Below are 14,585 nucleotides of genomic sequence, written 5' to 3'. Positions count from 1 at the left end.
CTCGCAGCGCTGCCGCCAAGTGCGCGGCAGACGCCCGAATACGCATTCTCAAAGGATGGTCGCACGGCGGCGTTAGTTGGTCAAAGCCGAAATCCGCCCCGACGCCGGGACGGCCGGATTAAATTTCACCGTTCTGTCGCGGGCCGCGGCAAGCGTCCGGCGTAACATGAGGTCCCAGATGTTTTCAGCCTAAAAGGTTCACGATGAACGAAATCAGCGCGAAGCCGTCGAGAACCCAGGCGGGCAAGATCGTCGCGGGCAAGACCGTGCAACAATACATCGACGAAATTCCCATTTGGTCCGACGGCACGCAGCTCACCAAGCTGCCGATGACCAGGATGCAGTGGCGCATCTGGAGCTTGGCCATTGCGGGCAAGTTCTTCGAGGGGCTGGTCGTATTCATGACGGGCGTGGCGCTGCCGCTCATCGACCGGTCTTTTGGCTTAGGCGCCGCGCAAAACAGCGTGGTCACCGCGGCCGCGCTTTTTGGCATCCTGATCGGGGCGACGCTCCTCGGCGGCCTCGCGGATGTGTTCGGCCGGAAACGGATGTTCATCGCGGAGATGGCGATCTTTGCTGTTTTCCTGATCGCATTGACCTTCGCTCAGAGCTTCATTTGGCTTGCGATATGCCTCTTCGGAATAGGCATGGCGCTCGGTTGCGACTACCCGACCGCTCATGTCGTTATTTCAGAAAGCGTCCCGAGCCGTGGCCGGGGCGGCCTCGTTCTCGGCGCTTTCGCGTTCCAGGCCGTCGGCGCCATTTGCGGCGCCGGGCTCGGCGTTCTCATCCTGTCCATCTACCCTGCAGTAGACGCCTGGCGGTATATGTTCGCCGCCGCCATTCTCCCCGCCATTCTCGTGGTCATCGGGCGCTTCTTCGTTTGCGACAGTGCACATTGGCTGGTGTCGCGCGGCCGCATGGCCGAGGCCGCGACCGAGACCCACAAACTGCTCAGGCGCGAGCCGCAATACCCCAAGCTCGTCGAACTCATTGACCCTCATCACCACGAAGGGGAGGGAAAAAGAATCGAGCCGGCGCGTGGTCTTTCGGTATTGTTCGACAATGCGCCGCATCGCCGTGCGACTTTTCTCGCGTCTCTTCCTTGGTTCCTGCAGGACCTTTCGACCTACGGCATCGGAATTTTTACGCCCGTGATCCTTGCCGCGACCATTGGAAGCGCGGGAACCGCTCAGTCCGTCAGCGGCCTTGTCACGAAAGTCCAGCTTTCCGCGAAAGGTACGGCACTCCTCGACGTTCTGCTGGTCGTTGGCGTGCTGGTGGCGATTCTCCTCGTCGAACGCGCCGGACGTATTCGCCTGCAGATCATCGGATTTATCGGCTGCGCCGTCGGTTTGGGATTGGCCGCCTTGTCGCAGGATATGGCCGGCACCGCCCAGATGACGCTGCTTTTCGCCGGCTTCATGCTGTTCAACTTCATGACCAATATGGGTCCGAACGCGCAGACCTATCTGCTCGCCGGCGAGGTGTTCCCCACGCATATCCGCGGTTATGGCGCGGGTTTTGCCGCGTCCTTCGCCAAGATCGGCGCCGTCGCAACGGCTTTCCTCTTTCCCTTTCTCCTCAAGGGCATCGGAACGCAGATGTTGCTGGTCCTGCTGATCATCTCGTCGCTGGCCGGTGCCGTCGTCACCTGGATATTTCGCATCGAAACGCGTGGCACGCTCGAAGACGTCTCGCGCGTCCAGCCGCAGGTCTGACCGCGACTAGCGGCGCCCCTGGCGCGGGGCCTCGCGGATTGAGATCACTCTCCCCGTCTCTGTGGGGGAGAACTCGGCGGGGAAGCCGGAGCGCGGCAGCGCTAGCTGTCCGTCGGAATAGAGCGGCGTTTGGCGCGCGCCGCGGTGGTGGTTTTGAGCCGGTGCCAAAACCTCTGCCTCTTCGTCGGCGAGAAGGTCGTTGATGGCCTCTATGACATAGTCGTGCTGAGGCTTGTGGTTGGCTGTCATTCTGTCTCCTTCGTCGGCCGGCTCGAGCAATTGCTCCCGCAAAGCGCACGTTGATCGGCTTAAGCGCGACTACGGTGATGAACAGGAAAAGACGCCCCTCTGCTCTCTGGCGGCGCCAGCGGGGGTCTTCAATCCAAAAGTATGGGAGCCACGTTAGGTGTTGCTGCTGACCCGATCATCGAAGACTAAGCTGGGCGATAATGTCGTCCAACGCATCGTTCGATTGGATTAGGTGCCCCGGCCCGCTGACACTCGAAGCTAGCAGCAACTCGGTCTTATGTCCGACATTATCGCCAGGTTTCGCGCAATATGCGCGTTCAGACAACATTGTTTGTTTCGTCAACCCAGGCGAACTTTGCGGCGTTCCAATACACCGCTCGCCCCAGCGTCGTATCGTAATAGGGCTGTCCCACAGTGACGATAACAATGAATCCGGGAATATCACAGGCCGGGCCAGGTTGAGGCCGCGCGGAGGTCGGCCCGGATTCCATGACCTTCATCCAACCATGTGAGGTCAATTGGAAGACGTCGGCGACGGAGACATCGGCATAACCAGCGCTCCCATCGATCATCCTCCCATCGAGGGTGATGAATTTCGGATTGGCTGGCGGGATAACGCGGTAAAGCCGTCGGCCCCAATTGTAATTCGTCATGGCTAAGTCTCCAGTCTCTGAATCGGAGTTACCCAGCACTCGTCACGCAATCTGAATCGTCGGAATCCGAGGTCGTAAAACTCCGTCCCTGCCCCCGGATCCGTTTCAAATGGCTTCTTTGCCCTCAATCGGATTGAGGCTTGGCAATCTGCGCCGCCCGGGCAATCGCCTTCCTCGCGCCCCGCGACTAATCCTCACGTCATGCACAGCAAATTCCAGCCGCATTGCCGCCGAGCGTGTCCAAACAGTGTGTCCAAAGACCGCGCTTTCAAGCTCTGTGACACTTGAGCGGATGGCGGCGTTCAAGTCAGAAGCTGGTCGGTAGTCTCTCCAAATCCTCCAAGCCCTATAAGCCTCCAGAGCTTTGCCGAGACGGCATTGCTTTCGGAGCTGCCGGAAGGCTCCTTCTTCACTGCGTGAGGGGTCCGACAGCAATTTTGCCCGCCTGAAGCGCCACAGGACAATGACCAGTTCCAGAAGCGCCAGACATAGCGCGATAGCAAGAACCAGGATCGTCTTTGGTCCCAGCGCTCGGCCACCCTTGGGGCTTGGCGCAGGCTCTCCCTCCAAAATCGCTACGGACAAGCCCGGACGTTCGAGCGTTTCCGCACGACCGTCGTCGACATTCCACCACTTCTGGGAAATGCCGGGTAGAGCCTGGTTCCCGGACTGCTGGAAGACGTAGGTCACGCGGTCTGTGCGAATACCGGTAACCTCGCCGCGCTCGATCCGGTCGTCGATAATGGGCGGATCGAGGTAAGCCATTACTCCTTGCGGCACCGGGGCGAGGATGTCACCGAAGGATGAGCCCGGCACCGCTGCAGCGGTGCGGGTGACTGTGCGGGTCACGGCATCGCCGATCCGGCCCTTCGTTGCGGAAGAACTCCAGCGCTGCCGCAGCGTCACCTCCGGGGAGGCGATGACAGGCTGAGACGCGTCGAACCCCGCCGGTAGTTTGGCCAAAAGCTGCTGACCGGAACCGATCACGGTGCCCGTCGTCGCGCCACCCTGGCCCAGCAGCGTCACTGCCACCGGAGGAACGGTTAAAATCCCTGCCCGACGAGGATAAACGTCAAACTCGAATCTTTGGCCGACATAACTGCTTCCGCCAATCTGTCGGCTCACCGTCGTGGCCTGACTCTCGAAGCGGAAAACCTGGGCGCCCCCCATGGCCGGAACCCCGACCCTTGGCGGGTGGGGCATGTCGTTCAGGAAATAGACATCCACTAACAGCCGCGCTTGCTGGCCGACAACGACGGCCCTCGGATCGAGTTCCGTGCGCACCAGAATGCGATCCTGTGCAACCGCGGCCAAGGGTGTCAGGGCGAGGGTCAGGAAGAGGAGAAGCCTCGGCCCCCTCATGGCGCAGCTTCCGGCGCAGAATGCGCCAATTGATAGCCGAACCGCGCTCGCAGAAAATCACCCGGCTTCGTCTCCACGCGGCGCAGCCAGAGGAAACGAATTGCATCATCGCTCATGGCGTCTGCCGCGACAGCGTCGGACTTCTCTTGCGCTTCCCGCTTGCGGTTAGAGCGGTAAGCCTCGTCCGTGGGCGCGTGCGCTTCATCCGCCGGCTCGCCTTGCAGCTTAGCAAAGCTCTCCGCGCGTAGCTGGGCCAGGTGCCGGTTTGCCGAGGCATCCGGCCAGCCGGGGCGAAGCGCCAGGGCCTTGTCGTATTCGGCGACAGCATCCGGATACTGGCCTAGCATCACCAAAGCGTTGCCACGATCATAGCGAGCCGTCGCGCTGTCAGACTGCGCGAAACTATCGGCGGCTTGCTGAAACCGCCCGGCGCGCATGAGGGCAACTCCGCGCCAAACCGGATCGAGGAATGCGCCGGCCGCGGCGGCATTCTCGCCCCGCGTCAGCCGCCAGGCGCCCCATTGGTCCGGTGTGGCCCACAAGTCCCGCCATTCTCCGGCAAAGGGCATTGCCGTCAGCAGAACAATGATGGTCGCGGCAACAATCATAAGCGGCGCATGTCGCGGCGCCCAAATGCGAAACTCCCGTCTCATCCTGCCACGACCCAACCGCGCCGGAACCAAAGCAGCACGACGATTGCCAGCAGCGGCACAAGATACCATCCCATATCGCGCCACCGCCGCGCTTCCCTTGGTCGAGAGACGATATAGCCCGTCGTCGCGAGTCTTTTGCCGATCGCCGCCACATCCGAGGCATCAACCGTCGCCACCATCAGGCGCGCCTTCATCGCGCGAGCCGCGAGGCGAAGCGCGGGACCGGTTTCCTGGTTTCGCGGCACCATAGCCAGCAAGCTGACTGGCACCCTGCCCTGCTCGGACGCTTGCAGCTTCGCGATCTGTCCTGGCGCCACGTCATCGGCCAAAACCAGGATGGAGCCACCGTTTTCGCCATCGGCTAGAACCTTGCTCGCGAGTTCGATGGCGCCGGCGAGATTGTCACCCGGTTTAGGCATGATATCGGGCGCCAGTGCCTGCGCCATGCTAACCACGATGCTGGCGTCATGCGTGGGCGGCAAGACGAGATGAGACGAACCCGCATAGGCAATTAAACCAGCTGCTTGGCTCGGCTGAAGCCTCAGCAAGTCGGCAATCTTTTCCTGCGCCCTTTCCAGACGGTTCGGAGGAAGATCGTGATTCGACATCGAAGGCGTCACCTTCAGCACGATCATGACCGGCGGGGAGTCTTCCGCGAAAGGCGGCGGCGCGAGCGTCCAGGCCGGTCCCGCCACGGCGACGATGCCGACAAGCCAGGTAATCAGCAGCACATCGATTGGTCGCAACCAGACTTTCTTCGTGCCAGGCGCGATGAGGTGAACCAGCAGCTCCGGTGCGATGACGCGGCGCCAAGCTTGGATTCCGTCGGCGCGATGACGAAAGGACCACCACACCCCCAGCGCAGGCAGTAGGGTTACCAGCCAGAAGGGGCGTAGGAAGTGGAACGCTTCGAAAAAGACAATAGCGCCGCTCATGCCGCCGCGCGCGCCATACGCAAATTGGACCAGGGAATGAGGCGCGCCCCTTGGCCAACTAGGGTGACGATCAGCAAGGCCGCCAAAGGCCACCAGTAGAGGTCAACGCGAGGCCGAGCCAAAACCGTCTCGACCTCGTGCGTTTCGACCTGATCGAGCCGCGTGTAGATCTGATCGAGTTGCTTGCGATCCAAGGCTCGGTAGAAACCGCCTCCCGTCGCTTGCGCCACATCCTGAAGTACAGGTTCGTCGAGCATGTCTTCGCCGATGGCAAGCGGATCTCCAATCGCGACGGTGTGGATTGTGATGCCGCGATCCCGCGCGATACGCGCCGCATCACCCGGCAGCACGTGGCTTGCCGTGTCATTGCCATCGGTCAAAGCGACCATCGTCTTGTGCTTCATGGAACTCTTCGCGAAGAGCCCGATGCCGAGACCTATCGCATCGCCCAATGCGGTGCGCGGCCCGGCCATACCCGCCTGCATCTCGTCCAACAGCTCGCGCACAAGAGTGAGGTCTGAGGTAAATGGCACAAGCGGGAAAGGCGTGGTCCCGAAAACCACGATACCAACACGATCCCATTGCCGTTTGCCGAGAAACTCTTTGAGGACCTCTTTGACCGCAGTGACCCGATCCACGGTTTGCCCGGCGGCATTTGTGAAATCCTTCGTATCCATCGACGCCGAAAGGTCGACGAGGAGCAGCAGGTCCCGGGTGGGCTGATCATGTCGCAGCGGCGGCTCAATCCGCTGGGGGCGCATGAGCGCGATCAAGACCAATGCCCAGCAAAGCACGAGAAGAGACATCCCCCAAAAGCCGCGTCGCGCAATGACGCCAGTGGCGCGAGGTGTTTGTCCGCTGAGGGCTGCCACGGAGCGGAGGAAGGGAACTCTCACGCCCGCCTGGGCTTCGGCGCGGGGCGGCACGAGCCACCACACCAACAGCGGAAGTGGCAGCACGAGTCCGAGCCACGGATCCGCGAAAACGATCATGGCATTCGACCGCACCGATGTCGGCGGATCCAATAACCGGCCGCCGCAAATGCCTGCTTGGCTTCGTCCTCCGAAAGCACACGCTTGGGATCTACACTGGCGCGCAGGAGAGCCGAGCCGGTGTCACCGGAAAAGACATTGCGGCGGCTGGTTCGATCAAGGAACTTAAGCCACTCGTCGCCGGTTAGGGCTGCGACTTGATCGCGTGGGAAGGCCGCCAAAGCCGTTCGCTTGATGAGTGCTGCAAGAACGGGCGCCAGGGCGCCCGGCGGGCGACGCCGCAATTCCTTGAGTTCTACTAACGCCATCCGTCTATAGGCATCGGCACGGTAGGCCCGCAGTCCTTTGAAGCCGCCGAAAGCGGCCATCCCCAGCAACCCTGCGAAGATGATCCACCAACCGGGTTGCACCGGCCACCACGCAACCGGCTGCGGCAGCGCAAGGTCTCGAAGATTACTTAGGCTGGCTAGATCGTTCCTCATTTCCGAATGCCAGGCGCAAGCGCGGCGCGGATCTGGCTTGCAACGTCACGGTCAGTCCGGAGCGGCAAGATCGGGATAGCGCGGTGTCTGCCGAAGGCCGCTACCCTCTCGCGCCGCTCGGCAAAGTTCCGCGCGTAGCGCTCGCGCAAGCGCCCCGACCTGGTATCCACTCCGAGCCGCAAATCGCCCTCAGCGAGAACGACCTCCCCGATCTCCGGGAGGTTTTCCTCAACCGGATCATAGATGAAGGCGGCAACGACATCGTTGTGAACGCTCATGTCGCTCACGAGTTTTCTTGTTTCCTCGCCGGCCCCATAGGCATCGGACAAAATCACGACCAGGCAATCATGCTTGGCGATCCTAGCCACCTTGCTCAAAGCTTCGTTGAGCATAGCCGGATTATTCTGCCCGCCCCGCGCGTCGAGTTCACCATTCTTGCGAGCGATTTCACCCAGGACACGCTCGACCGCGGCCAGCCCTCGCAGTGGCGGGACGAGGACTGCCGTTTCATCGTTGAAGACGACCGCCGAGATCCGGTCACCGACCGCATGCACGCGCCAGGCTGCCAGTGCCGCTGCTGTCGCCGCCACCACGGATTTCATCGCAAGCTGACTGCCGAAAAACATCGAGCGACGCTGATCAACAATCAGAATCACCGCACGGTCCCGCTCCTCGGTATAGACACGAATACGCGGCGAGCGCTGGCGGGCGGTGGCTAACCAATCGATCATGCGGACGTCGTCGCCGTCCTGGTAGCTTCGCAGTTCCTCGAAGTTCAGGCCGCGTCCGCGCAGGGCCGAGGCATGGCGGCCGACGAGCACACTGCCCGGAGGTTGCCGAGGGAGAAGACTGAAGCCGCTCGCCTGCCCCCGCAAGCGAACCATGTCACGCAGCGTAAGATAGACGCCTGCGCAATCGGGTTGCATCTGTCAGACCGCGACGGCCACTTGGCGGAGCAGTTCCTCGATGACGATATCAGCGGTCACACCATCGGCCGTCGCGTCGTAACTCAAGGACAATCGGTGGCGCAGACATTCCGGCACAACGGCTTGCACATCTTCCGGAATGACATAATCCCGACCGTCCAGCCAGGCAGAAACGCGGGAGCATTGATCGAGCGCCAGGGATCCGCGCGGACTCGCGCCCAGGGCGATCCAGCGCGGCAGTTTCTCACCGAAATCCTTTGGCGTCCTCGTCGCCCGGATAAGCGCCACGATGTAATTCTCGATAATCTCGGACGACTTGATGGCAGCGATTTTCGTCCGTGCCGCGAAGACATAGCTTTGAGCCAAGGGAATCTCGGGCGCCTTTGCCGCATGGGCAGTTTCGCCCCGGACCAACCGCATCACTTCGACCTCTTCCAGAGCGCTCGGATAGCCGACCTTGATATGCATGAGAAAGCGGTCCATCTGCGCTTCCGGCAACGGGTATGTGCCTTCCTGCTCAATAGGATTCTGCGTCGCGAGAACCATGAACAGGTCCGGCAATTTGTGCCGCGTGCCCCCGACGGTGACCTGCCGCTCCTCCATCGCCTCCAACAGGGCAGACTGCACTTTCGCGGGGGCCCGATTGATCTCGTCGGCCAGAATCAGATTCCCGAAGATCGGTCCCTTGCGGAACTCGAAGCTGCCGTGACCACCCTCGTCGCGGTAGATTTCTCCACCCGTCACGTCTGACGGCAGAAGATCAGGTGTAAACTGCACCCTGGAGAAATCGGACTCCAAAGCACGAGCGAGACTTTTCACGGCGCGCGTCTTCGCCAGTCCAGGCAGCCCCTCGATAAGCACGTTGCCATTTGCGAGGAGCGCCATCACCAGCCGAGCCACCATACGCCGCTGACCAATGACATCGCGGTGGACGCGCTGTTGCAGCTCCGCAATGGCATCTCGCGGCGAGAGGGTGTCAGTGATGACTGGCGCTCCTAGCTATTAAAAGGAGCAACTCAGTCGGACGACGCCGATTGCATATTCGCCAGGATCTGGTCGATCGAGAATGATGCAGCCTTCTGCCTTGGCGGGTAATCTTTGAAACTGGCAATAAACTTGGCCGTGAGGTCCTGCGCCTCCATAATGAAGAACGCATGATCCAAATACCAGTCCCAATAGGTATTGGAGTCCACGTCCGCTCGCTCAAAGGGGTCGGTGCGTAGATTGAAGATCTTGGGAATGCGTAACATCGTCAGCGGCTCAGCCCAGACCTCCAAAGTACCCGGTGACCGCTGTTCAGCGAAGACGAACTTCCAGTTGCCGGTTCGCAGGCACATAAGGTCTCCGTCATCCGAGAAGTAGAAAAATTCGCTCCTGGCGCTCTGCGCGGCCTGCCCAGTGAGATATGGCAGCTGATTGTAGCCATCGAGATGAACCTTATAGCTTCGGTCGCCAATCGTATAACCTGCGAGCAGCTTGTCCTTGATGTCTGACTCACCTGCGGCAGCCAGGAACGTCGGCATCCAGTCCATCGCATGGAAGATATCGATGGACACGCTGCCCGGTTTGATCTTCCCGGGCCAACGCACAACGGCGGGAACGCGAAAGGCGCCCTCCCAGTTTGTGTCTTTCTCGCTTCGGAAAGGTGTAGTCGCCGCATCCGGCCAAGAATTCGCGTGCGGTCCGTTGTCGGTGGAGTAAACGACGATGGTATCGTTGCCGATTCCAAGCGCGTCGATCTTGTCCAGCACCGTGCCCACGTTCTTGTCATGATCGATCATCACGTCATGGTAGATACTTTGGTCCGGGCCTGCTTGGCCAGCGCTCGACGGCTTCGCATGTGTGCGAAGATGCATATGGGTGAAGCACACCCACATGAAGAACGGCTTATTGGCCTTGACTTGGCGGTCGATAAAATCCGCGGATCGCGCCGCGATGTCGTCATCGATCGTTTCCATGCGCTTCCTCGTCAGCGGTCCCGTATCCTCGATACGGCCATCAGCGAAGGAATGAATGACACCTCGCGGACCGAAGCGCCGACGGAATGCCGGATCTTTCGGATAGTCCGGCTGCTCCGGATCTTCCTCCGCATTCAGGTGATAGAGATTGCCGTAGAACTCATCGAAGCCGTGATTCGTCGGCAGGAACTCATCCTTGTCGCCGAGATGATTTTTCCCGAACTGCCCGGTCGAGTAGCCAAGGGGCTTCAGCAGTTCGGCGATCGTCGGGTCCTTCGTGCTGAGACCAATGTTCGAGCCAGGGATGCCGACCTTGGAGAGGCCTGTTCGAAACACACTCTGGCCAGTGATAAAGGCTGACCGCCCGGCTGTGCAGCTCTGCTCGCTGTAGTAGTCAGTGAATTTCAGACCTTCATTGGCAATACGGTCAATGTTCGGCGTTTTGTAACCCATCATCCCGAAGGAATAGCAACTCAAATTGGTAATCCCGATGTCATCTCCGTAGATGACGACGATATTGGGTTTCTTTCCGCCGCCACTTCCCACCGCGCCGGTCGAAGAAGATGCTGCTGTTGTCTGGGCTTGAGCGGCAGGCAACAGCGCGTTGGCCGCGACAATCGAGCTCCCCGCCAATAACACTGCCCTGCGATTAAGGAGGCCCGGTTCTTTTTTTTCTTCGGCCATAGTGGCAGTTCCTTCCAAAATCTCATTTACCTAGAAATACAGCGGAAACCGACATGACTCATGCCGCTATCAATCATTTGTGCGTGACGCGCGGCGGGCCGGTAGCGCCGACAGTAGTTCGGTGCGCAGAGAAAAGAACCACCCTTCACGACTTTGCGCGGAACGGCAACACTCGGTTGACGCTTGTCGAGACTCGCTTCCGCGCTGCCGCCTCGCGGGTTGAGCGGGACGCAACACGGCTTCGCGGCGTCCTCGGTATGCCGATCCGAATACCAGTCAACGGTCCATTCCCAAACGTTCCCAGCCATGTCGAAGAGACCGTAACCGTTTGCGGAAAAGGCACCCACGGGCGAGGTTCCTTCAAATCCATCGAGAAGGAGATTTTCCGAGGGGAAAATCCCCTGCCAGGTATTCGCCATCGGGCGACCATCAGGAGCGAACTCGTCGCCCCATACGAACTCAGCGCCCTCCAAGCCACCGCGGGCCGCGAACTCCCATTCCGCTTCGGTCGGGAGCGATTTTCCTGCCCAGGCCGCGTAGGCCTCGGCATCCTCGAAAGCGATATGAACCACGGGATGATCCAAGCGCGCGGCGACCGAACTGCCACGACCCTCGGGATGACGCCAATAGGCTCCGGCCTTCCAACTCCACCACTTGCGGGTGTCTGTTGTCGGAACAGGCTGTTTGGGCTTGTGGAAAACCAGCGAGCCGGGCGCAAGCCGAGATTTGGGGATATCCGGAAAAGCCTCAGGATCGAGGGGACGCTCGGCGACAGTCACATATTTCGTAGCCATGACGAACGCGCCAAACAGCCGGTTCGTAACAAGGTGGCTGTCCATCAGAAAGCTCTCGACGCGCGCCCGATGGGCCGGAGCCTCTTCGGGGTAATGCCGGTCGGACCCCATGACGAACGAACCGCCTGGAATCGTTTTCATCCCAGGAGCGTGCGCGTTCATTGTTTCCGCTGCGGACATCTACTTCTCCGGCTCCAATTTTGGCAGCGCCCGCTGCTCGTTCAGCACTGTGTTCTCCGGCCCGTCATCGGACGCCTTTCGCGGACCGCTCCAACACGAACCTCAATGACATGCTCGCGGGTGGCTGTCATGGCTTGGCGTCAGCCAGAGGCAAATTTGACCGAATTTCCTCGGAGTAGCGGTCGTCGATTGAGGAGGCTCGGGGTCGTCGAATCAGGCTCTCCTGCCGCAGGACCGGGAAGCTGGGCTGGTCGTTCAGCAGCCCGTGGGCGTAGGCAAGCTGGGCTGCGTAACCGCTCAGCAGGATACGCCAATCGTATCGCACCCGTGTGGTCGCGTCAGCACGCGCTAATATGCCGGTGGTGCAGTTGTCGGTGATCGTATTGTACCACTCAGGCTCGACAGCCAGCTTCTGCACCTGGGCGATATAGCTCAGGAACAGCCGCTCTCGGGAATCGGAAGAGATGTTCAGGCGGTAGAGATAGACCCTTTCGTGCCGGATGTCGGTGCGGACCCCGATTAGGTCACGCTCATCCGCCACCACATAGAACAGCTCGAAATGATGGAAGAAACCCGCGATCGTCGAATATGCGAACCGCTTTTGTCGTCGCGTCTCAATGGAAAAGGCGAGATGACGACCGTCTTTGAAACCAAAACTCAGAAAGACATGTGCTATGGCGTCACCGCCCCAATAGGAGGTGACGAGGTCAACGGTTTTCAGGTCATCCAGCGCATAAGCGGCGTCATAGTAGGACGGTGTGTAGTCGCTCTCCGAACGATACCGAAAATCACGAACGTGGTTGACGTGAACTGTCCGCCCGTCGCGGGACGCAGTAGCGAGAACGGCGTATTCTGGTGCCCAGTCCCGGATGTTCAGCGGCCGGTCGTCAGCATACCAGATCGCTAGGGCGAGTGTCGCAGTCCCCCACGCCATCAAACCGAATCTGAGCGGCCGCATCAGAAGCGTTAAGCCGATCACGACGACGAATAGGGCGGCCAGCATCACTCGCAGCCAATCAGGCTCAATCGTCGAGTAATAGAATGCGCCAGCACCGAACAGCGCGGTGGCAACCATCACGCATCGGGAAGCGCCACGCGCCAAACGCGAACCGAAGTTTCTTGGCCGATCATGGCCTTTCACCCTTCGCACCCGATCAGGGCGCCGCGGCGACCGAGGCCGGCGAGGCCGCCAGTTGTAGCAACAAAATGCGCTGAACCTCGGCGATTGTGGCCGGGTTGGATTGGGTCGAGTGGCTCGAGTGAACCACGAGTTCAGAATCCACGCCTGCGATATGGGCGCTGGAATACCGGACAACTCCATCGCTTCCCTCGGCGAGAGGGCCGGAGGTCGCGACTGGAATGATCGAATGCACGTGGACCCCGGGCGCGACGGGAATCGCTGACAGAGACCTGATAAATGGGCTGTTCGGCGACATGCCGTAGACACTGCCGAGTCTCAGAACGCTCTGACCTAGGATGACATTTGCACCGTTTCCAGTGACCAGTTCCTTGCTGGCCTCGGAGACGGCCAAGGGAAGCGTCACCAACCGACCGATGAGATGGGTGATGGAGAATGCCGCGACATAGCTTCCGCGCTGCGGTGTAGCGATGAAAATTACGCGCTGTATTTCGGGCACCGGCTTCGGGAACAGCGTTTCCCGCAGAAGCTTACGCGATTTGGGAGTGAGCTTAAGTGACGACAGCGGTCTCTTTGAAATACGGTTCCATAGATCGTCGCCCGGGTTGATGACCAGCATCTTCGCGAGCAAACCACCCTGGCTATGGCCAATGAGGGTGATTCGACCAAGCGCCGGATCCGCCTGAACGCCGCCGAGCTGGGCTAGCGCCTGCTGGATCGATGCTCTGAGCTGAATTGCCGAATAGGGGATCGGATTGCCACTCGCATAGGAGAACAGCCAGAACTCGAAATGGTCGCGGATCGCCGGAACCTCGAGCAGATCGTTGACCATATCTGTCCAGCGGAATGGGCTGGAGGCGGTACCGTGTATCAGGATGACGGGCATGCGGCCGAACTCATGCGGCTCGATTGCCACGAGCTGTGTCGGCGCCCGCTCGAACAGTCGCCCATTCAGGAAACCGCTATATTCCTTTTGCCACGCCGCCGCCTCCACCATGCTGACCGCGCGGGCGGCGGTCTGGTCGTATTCCAGGGGAACCGTCTCTTGTCCAAGTTGGACATCAGGCTGGTCGAGAATGGTGCTGACGACCAGTCGTCCCTGCAGCTCTGACTGCGCGATTTGGCGGCGGGGATCATCGAGGACCAACATCATATTGGTCGGAATCCGCAGCCGAGGAGCAACCTGGAAACCTTTGGACGAAATCGCACCGCCTTTCGGAAGAGCCGCCATGGGCTCCCCGAGGCCGGGGTCACGGTAGATGTTCTGCAGCCCGGAAACGGCCAGGGTCGCCGTCGGCACGAAGCTCGCCAGTTCGTGACCGTGCCACTGAAGCTGTTTTTGGTCTACCGCCACATCGATCGCGCCAAAAGGCAGGGTTCGGCGCTGCGGAATGATTTGGACAGGGCGTTTGTCGGCCGGGCCGAAGGCCGCAGTGAGGCCGAGATTGTAGATGTCACAAGCCTGACGGAAGCGTTCGTCATACGGGCTCGGTTGATCAGCCTCCGCCGCACCGGGGGCAAGATATGCGTAAGCGTAGAGGGCCGCAGCGAGAAACTCGTCACGTGACCCATGCGCTTCGCCTTCAAAATAGCTCAGCTCAGCCAATGCGAAGAGGTCCGCCCAACGACCGGGCTGACCCACGACCTCGGCGCGGAGGCGGGCGATGGTGGCGGCTGGATCGGTATTCCATGCCTTCAGCAGGCCCTGCCGCCGGAGCACAATCAAGGTGGAGTCACTCAACGTGGTGCCGGATAGCGCGCTTCGATTGAGCTGCTTATAGCTCTCGATGAGTGTAAGCCTGTGAACGCCGAGGGGTGCGCTACAGCCGGCGAACAAGAAGACGACCGCAACTACATA

General features: G+C 60.4%; 14 protein-coding genes. 1 reads left to right on the top strand and 13 read right to left on the bottom strand.

Annotated elements, in window-relative coordinates:
- Positions 1-203: 203 nt before the first annotated feature.
- Positions 204-1,721, top strand: coding sequence for an MFS transporter (locus GSQ92_RS18410; RefSeq protein WP_216856871.1), 1,518 nt, complete (start codon positions 204-206; stop codon positions 1,719-1,721).
- A 6-nt stretch (positions 1,722-1,727) separates the two neighbouring features.
- On the opposite strand, the gene GSQ92_RS18405 is transcribed toward GSQ92_RS18410, so the two are convergent.
- The 13 genes from GSQ92_RS18405 to GSQ92_RS18345 form a co-directional block, all read right to left on the bottom strand.
- Positions 1,728-1,970 (bottom strand): hypothetical protein, encoded by a 243-nt coding sequence (locus GSQ92_RS18405; RefSeq protein ID WP_158803688.1) that lies wholly within the window; start codon positions 1,968-1,970, stop codon positions 1,728-1,730.
- A gap of 317 nt (positions 1,971-2,287) precedes the next feature.
- Positions 2,288-2,623: a hypothetical protein gene (locus GSQ92_RS18400; protein ID WP_158803687.1), complete on the bottom strand. Its 336-nt coding sequence runs from the start codon at positions 2,621-2,623 to the stop codon at positions 2,288-2,290.
- A 105-nt stretch (positions 2,624-2,728) separates the two neighbouring features.
- On the bottom strand, positions 2,729-3,985 hold the full coding sequence (locus GSQ92_RS18395; protein ID WP_159013826.1) for a BatD family protein: 1,257 nt from the start codon (positions 3,983-3,985) through the stop codon (positions 2,729-2,731).
- Positions 3,982-4,593 (bottom strand): tetratricopeptide repeat protein, encoded by a 612-nt coding sequence (locus GSQ92_RS18390; RefSeq protein WP_254065705.1) that lies wholly within the window; start codon positions 4,591-4,593, stop codon positions 3,982-3,984. Before GSQ92_RS18390 ends, GSQ92_RS18395 begins: the two co-directional genes overlap by 4 nt.
- Positions 4,594-4,634: 41 nt before the next feature.
- On the bottom strand, positions 4,635-5,573 hold the full coding sequence (locus GSQ92_RS18385; protein WP_216850209.1) for a VWA domain-containing protein: 939 nt from the start codon (positions 5,571-5,573) through the stop codon (positions 4,635-4,637).
- Positions 5,570-6,565 (bottom strand): VWA domain-containing protein, encoded by a 996-nt coding sequence (locus GSQ92_RS18380; protein ID WP_159013825.1) that lies wholly within the window; start codon positions 6,563-6,565, stop codon positions 5,570-5,572. Before GSQ92_RS18380 ends, GSQ92_RS18385 begins: the two co-directional genes overlap by 4 nt.
- Positions 6,562-7,047: a DUF4381 domain-containing protein gene (locus GSQ92_RS18375; RefSeq protein WP_158803683.1), complete on the bottom strand. Its 486-nt coding sequence runs from the start codon at positions 7,045-7,047 to the stop codon at positions 6,562-6,564. The genes GSQ92_RS18380 and GSQ92_RS18375 overlap by 4 nt, the downstream gene beginning before the upstream one ends.
- Positions 7,044-7,973, bottom strand: coding sequence for a DUF58 domain-containing protein (locus tag GSQ92_RS18370; protein WP_158803682.1), 930 nt, complete (start codon positions 7,971-7,973; stop codon positions 7,044-7,046). The genes GSQ92_RS18375 and GSQ92_RS18370 overlap by 4 nt, the downstream gene beginning before the upstream one ends.
- Before the next feature lie 3 nt (positions 7,974-7,976).
- The gene (locus GSQ92_RS18365) at positions 7,977-8,957 is read right to left on the bottom strand and encodes an AAA family ATPase (protein WP_371418028.1); all 981 of its coding nucleotides are present in this window, start codon (positions 8,955-8,957) and stop codon (positions 7,977-7,979) included.
- 32 nt (positions 8,958-8,989) lie between these two features.
- Entirely contained in the window at positions 8,990-10,615 is a 1,626-nt protein-coding gene (locus GSQ92_RS18360; protein WP_158803680.1) for an arylsulfatase, read from the bottom strand.
- 26 nt (positions 10,616-10,641) lie between these two features.
- The gene (locus tag GSQ92_RS18355; protein WP_158803679.1) at positions 10,642-11,550 is read right to left on the bottom strand and encodes a formylglycine-generating enzyme family protein; all 909 of its coding nucleotides are present in this window, start codon (positions 11,548-11,550) and stop codon (positions 10,642-10,644) included.
- A gap of 166 nt (positions 11,551-11,716) precedes the next feature.
- Positions 11,717-12,664, bottom strand: coding sequence for a DUF4105 domain-containing protein (locus GSQ92_RS18350; protein ID WP_158803737.1), 948 nt, complete (start codon positions 12,662-12,664; stop codon positions 11,717-11,719).
- Between the two features lie 79 nt (positions 12,665-12,743).
- Positions 12,744-14,468 carry a triacylglycerol lipase gene (locus GSQ92_RS18345; RefSeq protein ID WP_254066644.1) on the bottom strand — a complete coding sequence of 575 codons (1,725 nt, stop codon included), beginning with the start codon at positions 14,466-14,468 and terminating at the stop codon, positions 12,744-12,746.
- Between the last annotated feature and the right edge of the window lie 117 nt (positions 14,469-14,585).

The organism is Acidisoma sp. S159, assembly GCF_009766125.1.
Lineage (GTDB): Bacteria > Pseudomonadota > Alphaproteobacteria > Acetobacterales > Acetobacteraceae > Acidisoma.
Note: the sequence above shows the minus strand (reverse complement) of the source record. Positions and strands in the feature narration are given on the sequence as shown.

What these genes read in the sequence shown, in the direction of transcription:
- GSQ92_RS18410 (WP_216856871.1), top strand. Translation starts at nt 204, where the DNA reads ATGAACGAAATCAGCGCGAAGCCGTCGAGAACCCAGGCGGGCAAGATC.
- GSQ92_RS18405 (WP_158803688.1), bottom strand. Translation starts at nt 1,970, where the DNA reads ATGACAGCCAACCACAAGCCTCAGCACGACTATGTCATAGAGGCCATC.
- GSQ92_RS18400 (WP_158803687.1), bottom strand. Translation starts at nt 2,623, where the DNA reads ATGACGAATTACAATTGGGGCCGACGGCTTTACCGCGTTATCCCGCCA.
- GSQ92_RS18395 (WP_159013826.1), bottom strand. Translation starts at nt 3,985, where the DNA reads ATGAGGGGGCCGAGGCTTCTCCTCTTCCTGACCCTCGCCCTGACACCC.
- GSQ92_RS18390 (WP_254065705.1), bottom strand. Translation starts at nt 4,593, where the DNA reads ATGATTGTTGCCGCGACCATCATTGTTCTGCTGACGGCAATGCCCTTT.
- GSQ92_RS18385 (WP_216850209.1), bottom strand. Translation starts at nt 5,573, where the DNA reads ATGAGCGGCGCTATTGTCTTTTTCGAAGCGTTCCACTTCCTACGCCCC.
- GSQ92_RS18380 (WP_159013825.1), bottom strand. Translation starts at nt 6,565, where the DNA reads ATGATCGTTTTCGCGGATCCGTGGCTCGGACTCGTGCTGCCACTTCCG.
- GSQ92_RS18375 (WP_158803683.1), bottom strand. Translation starts at nt 7,047, where the DNA reads ATGAGGAACGATCTAGCCAGCCTAAGTAATCTTCGAGACCTTGCGCTG.
- GSQ92_RS18370 (WP_158803682.1), bottom strand. Translation starts at nt 7,973, where the DNA reads ATGCAACCCGATTGCGCAGGCGTCTATCTTACGCTGCGTGACATGGTT.
- GSQ92_RS18360 (WP_158803680.1), bottom strand. Translation starts at nt 10,615, where the DNA reads ATGGCCGAAGAAAAAAAAGAACCGGGCCTCCTTAATCGCAGGGCAGTG.
- GSQ92_RS18355 (WP_158803679.1), bottom strand. Translation starts at nt 11,550, where the DNA reads ATGAAAACGATTCCAGGCGGTTCGTTCGTCATGGGGTCCGACCGGCAT.
- GSQ92_RS18350 (WP_158803737.1), bottom strand. Translation starts at nt 12,664, where the DNA reads ATGGTTGCCACCGCGCTGTTCGGTGCTGGCGCATTCTATTACTCGACG.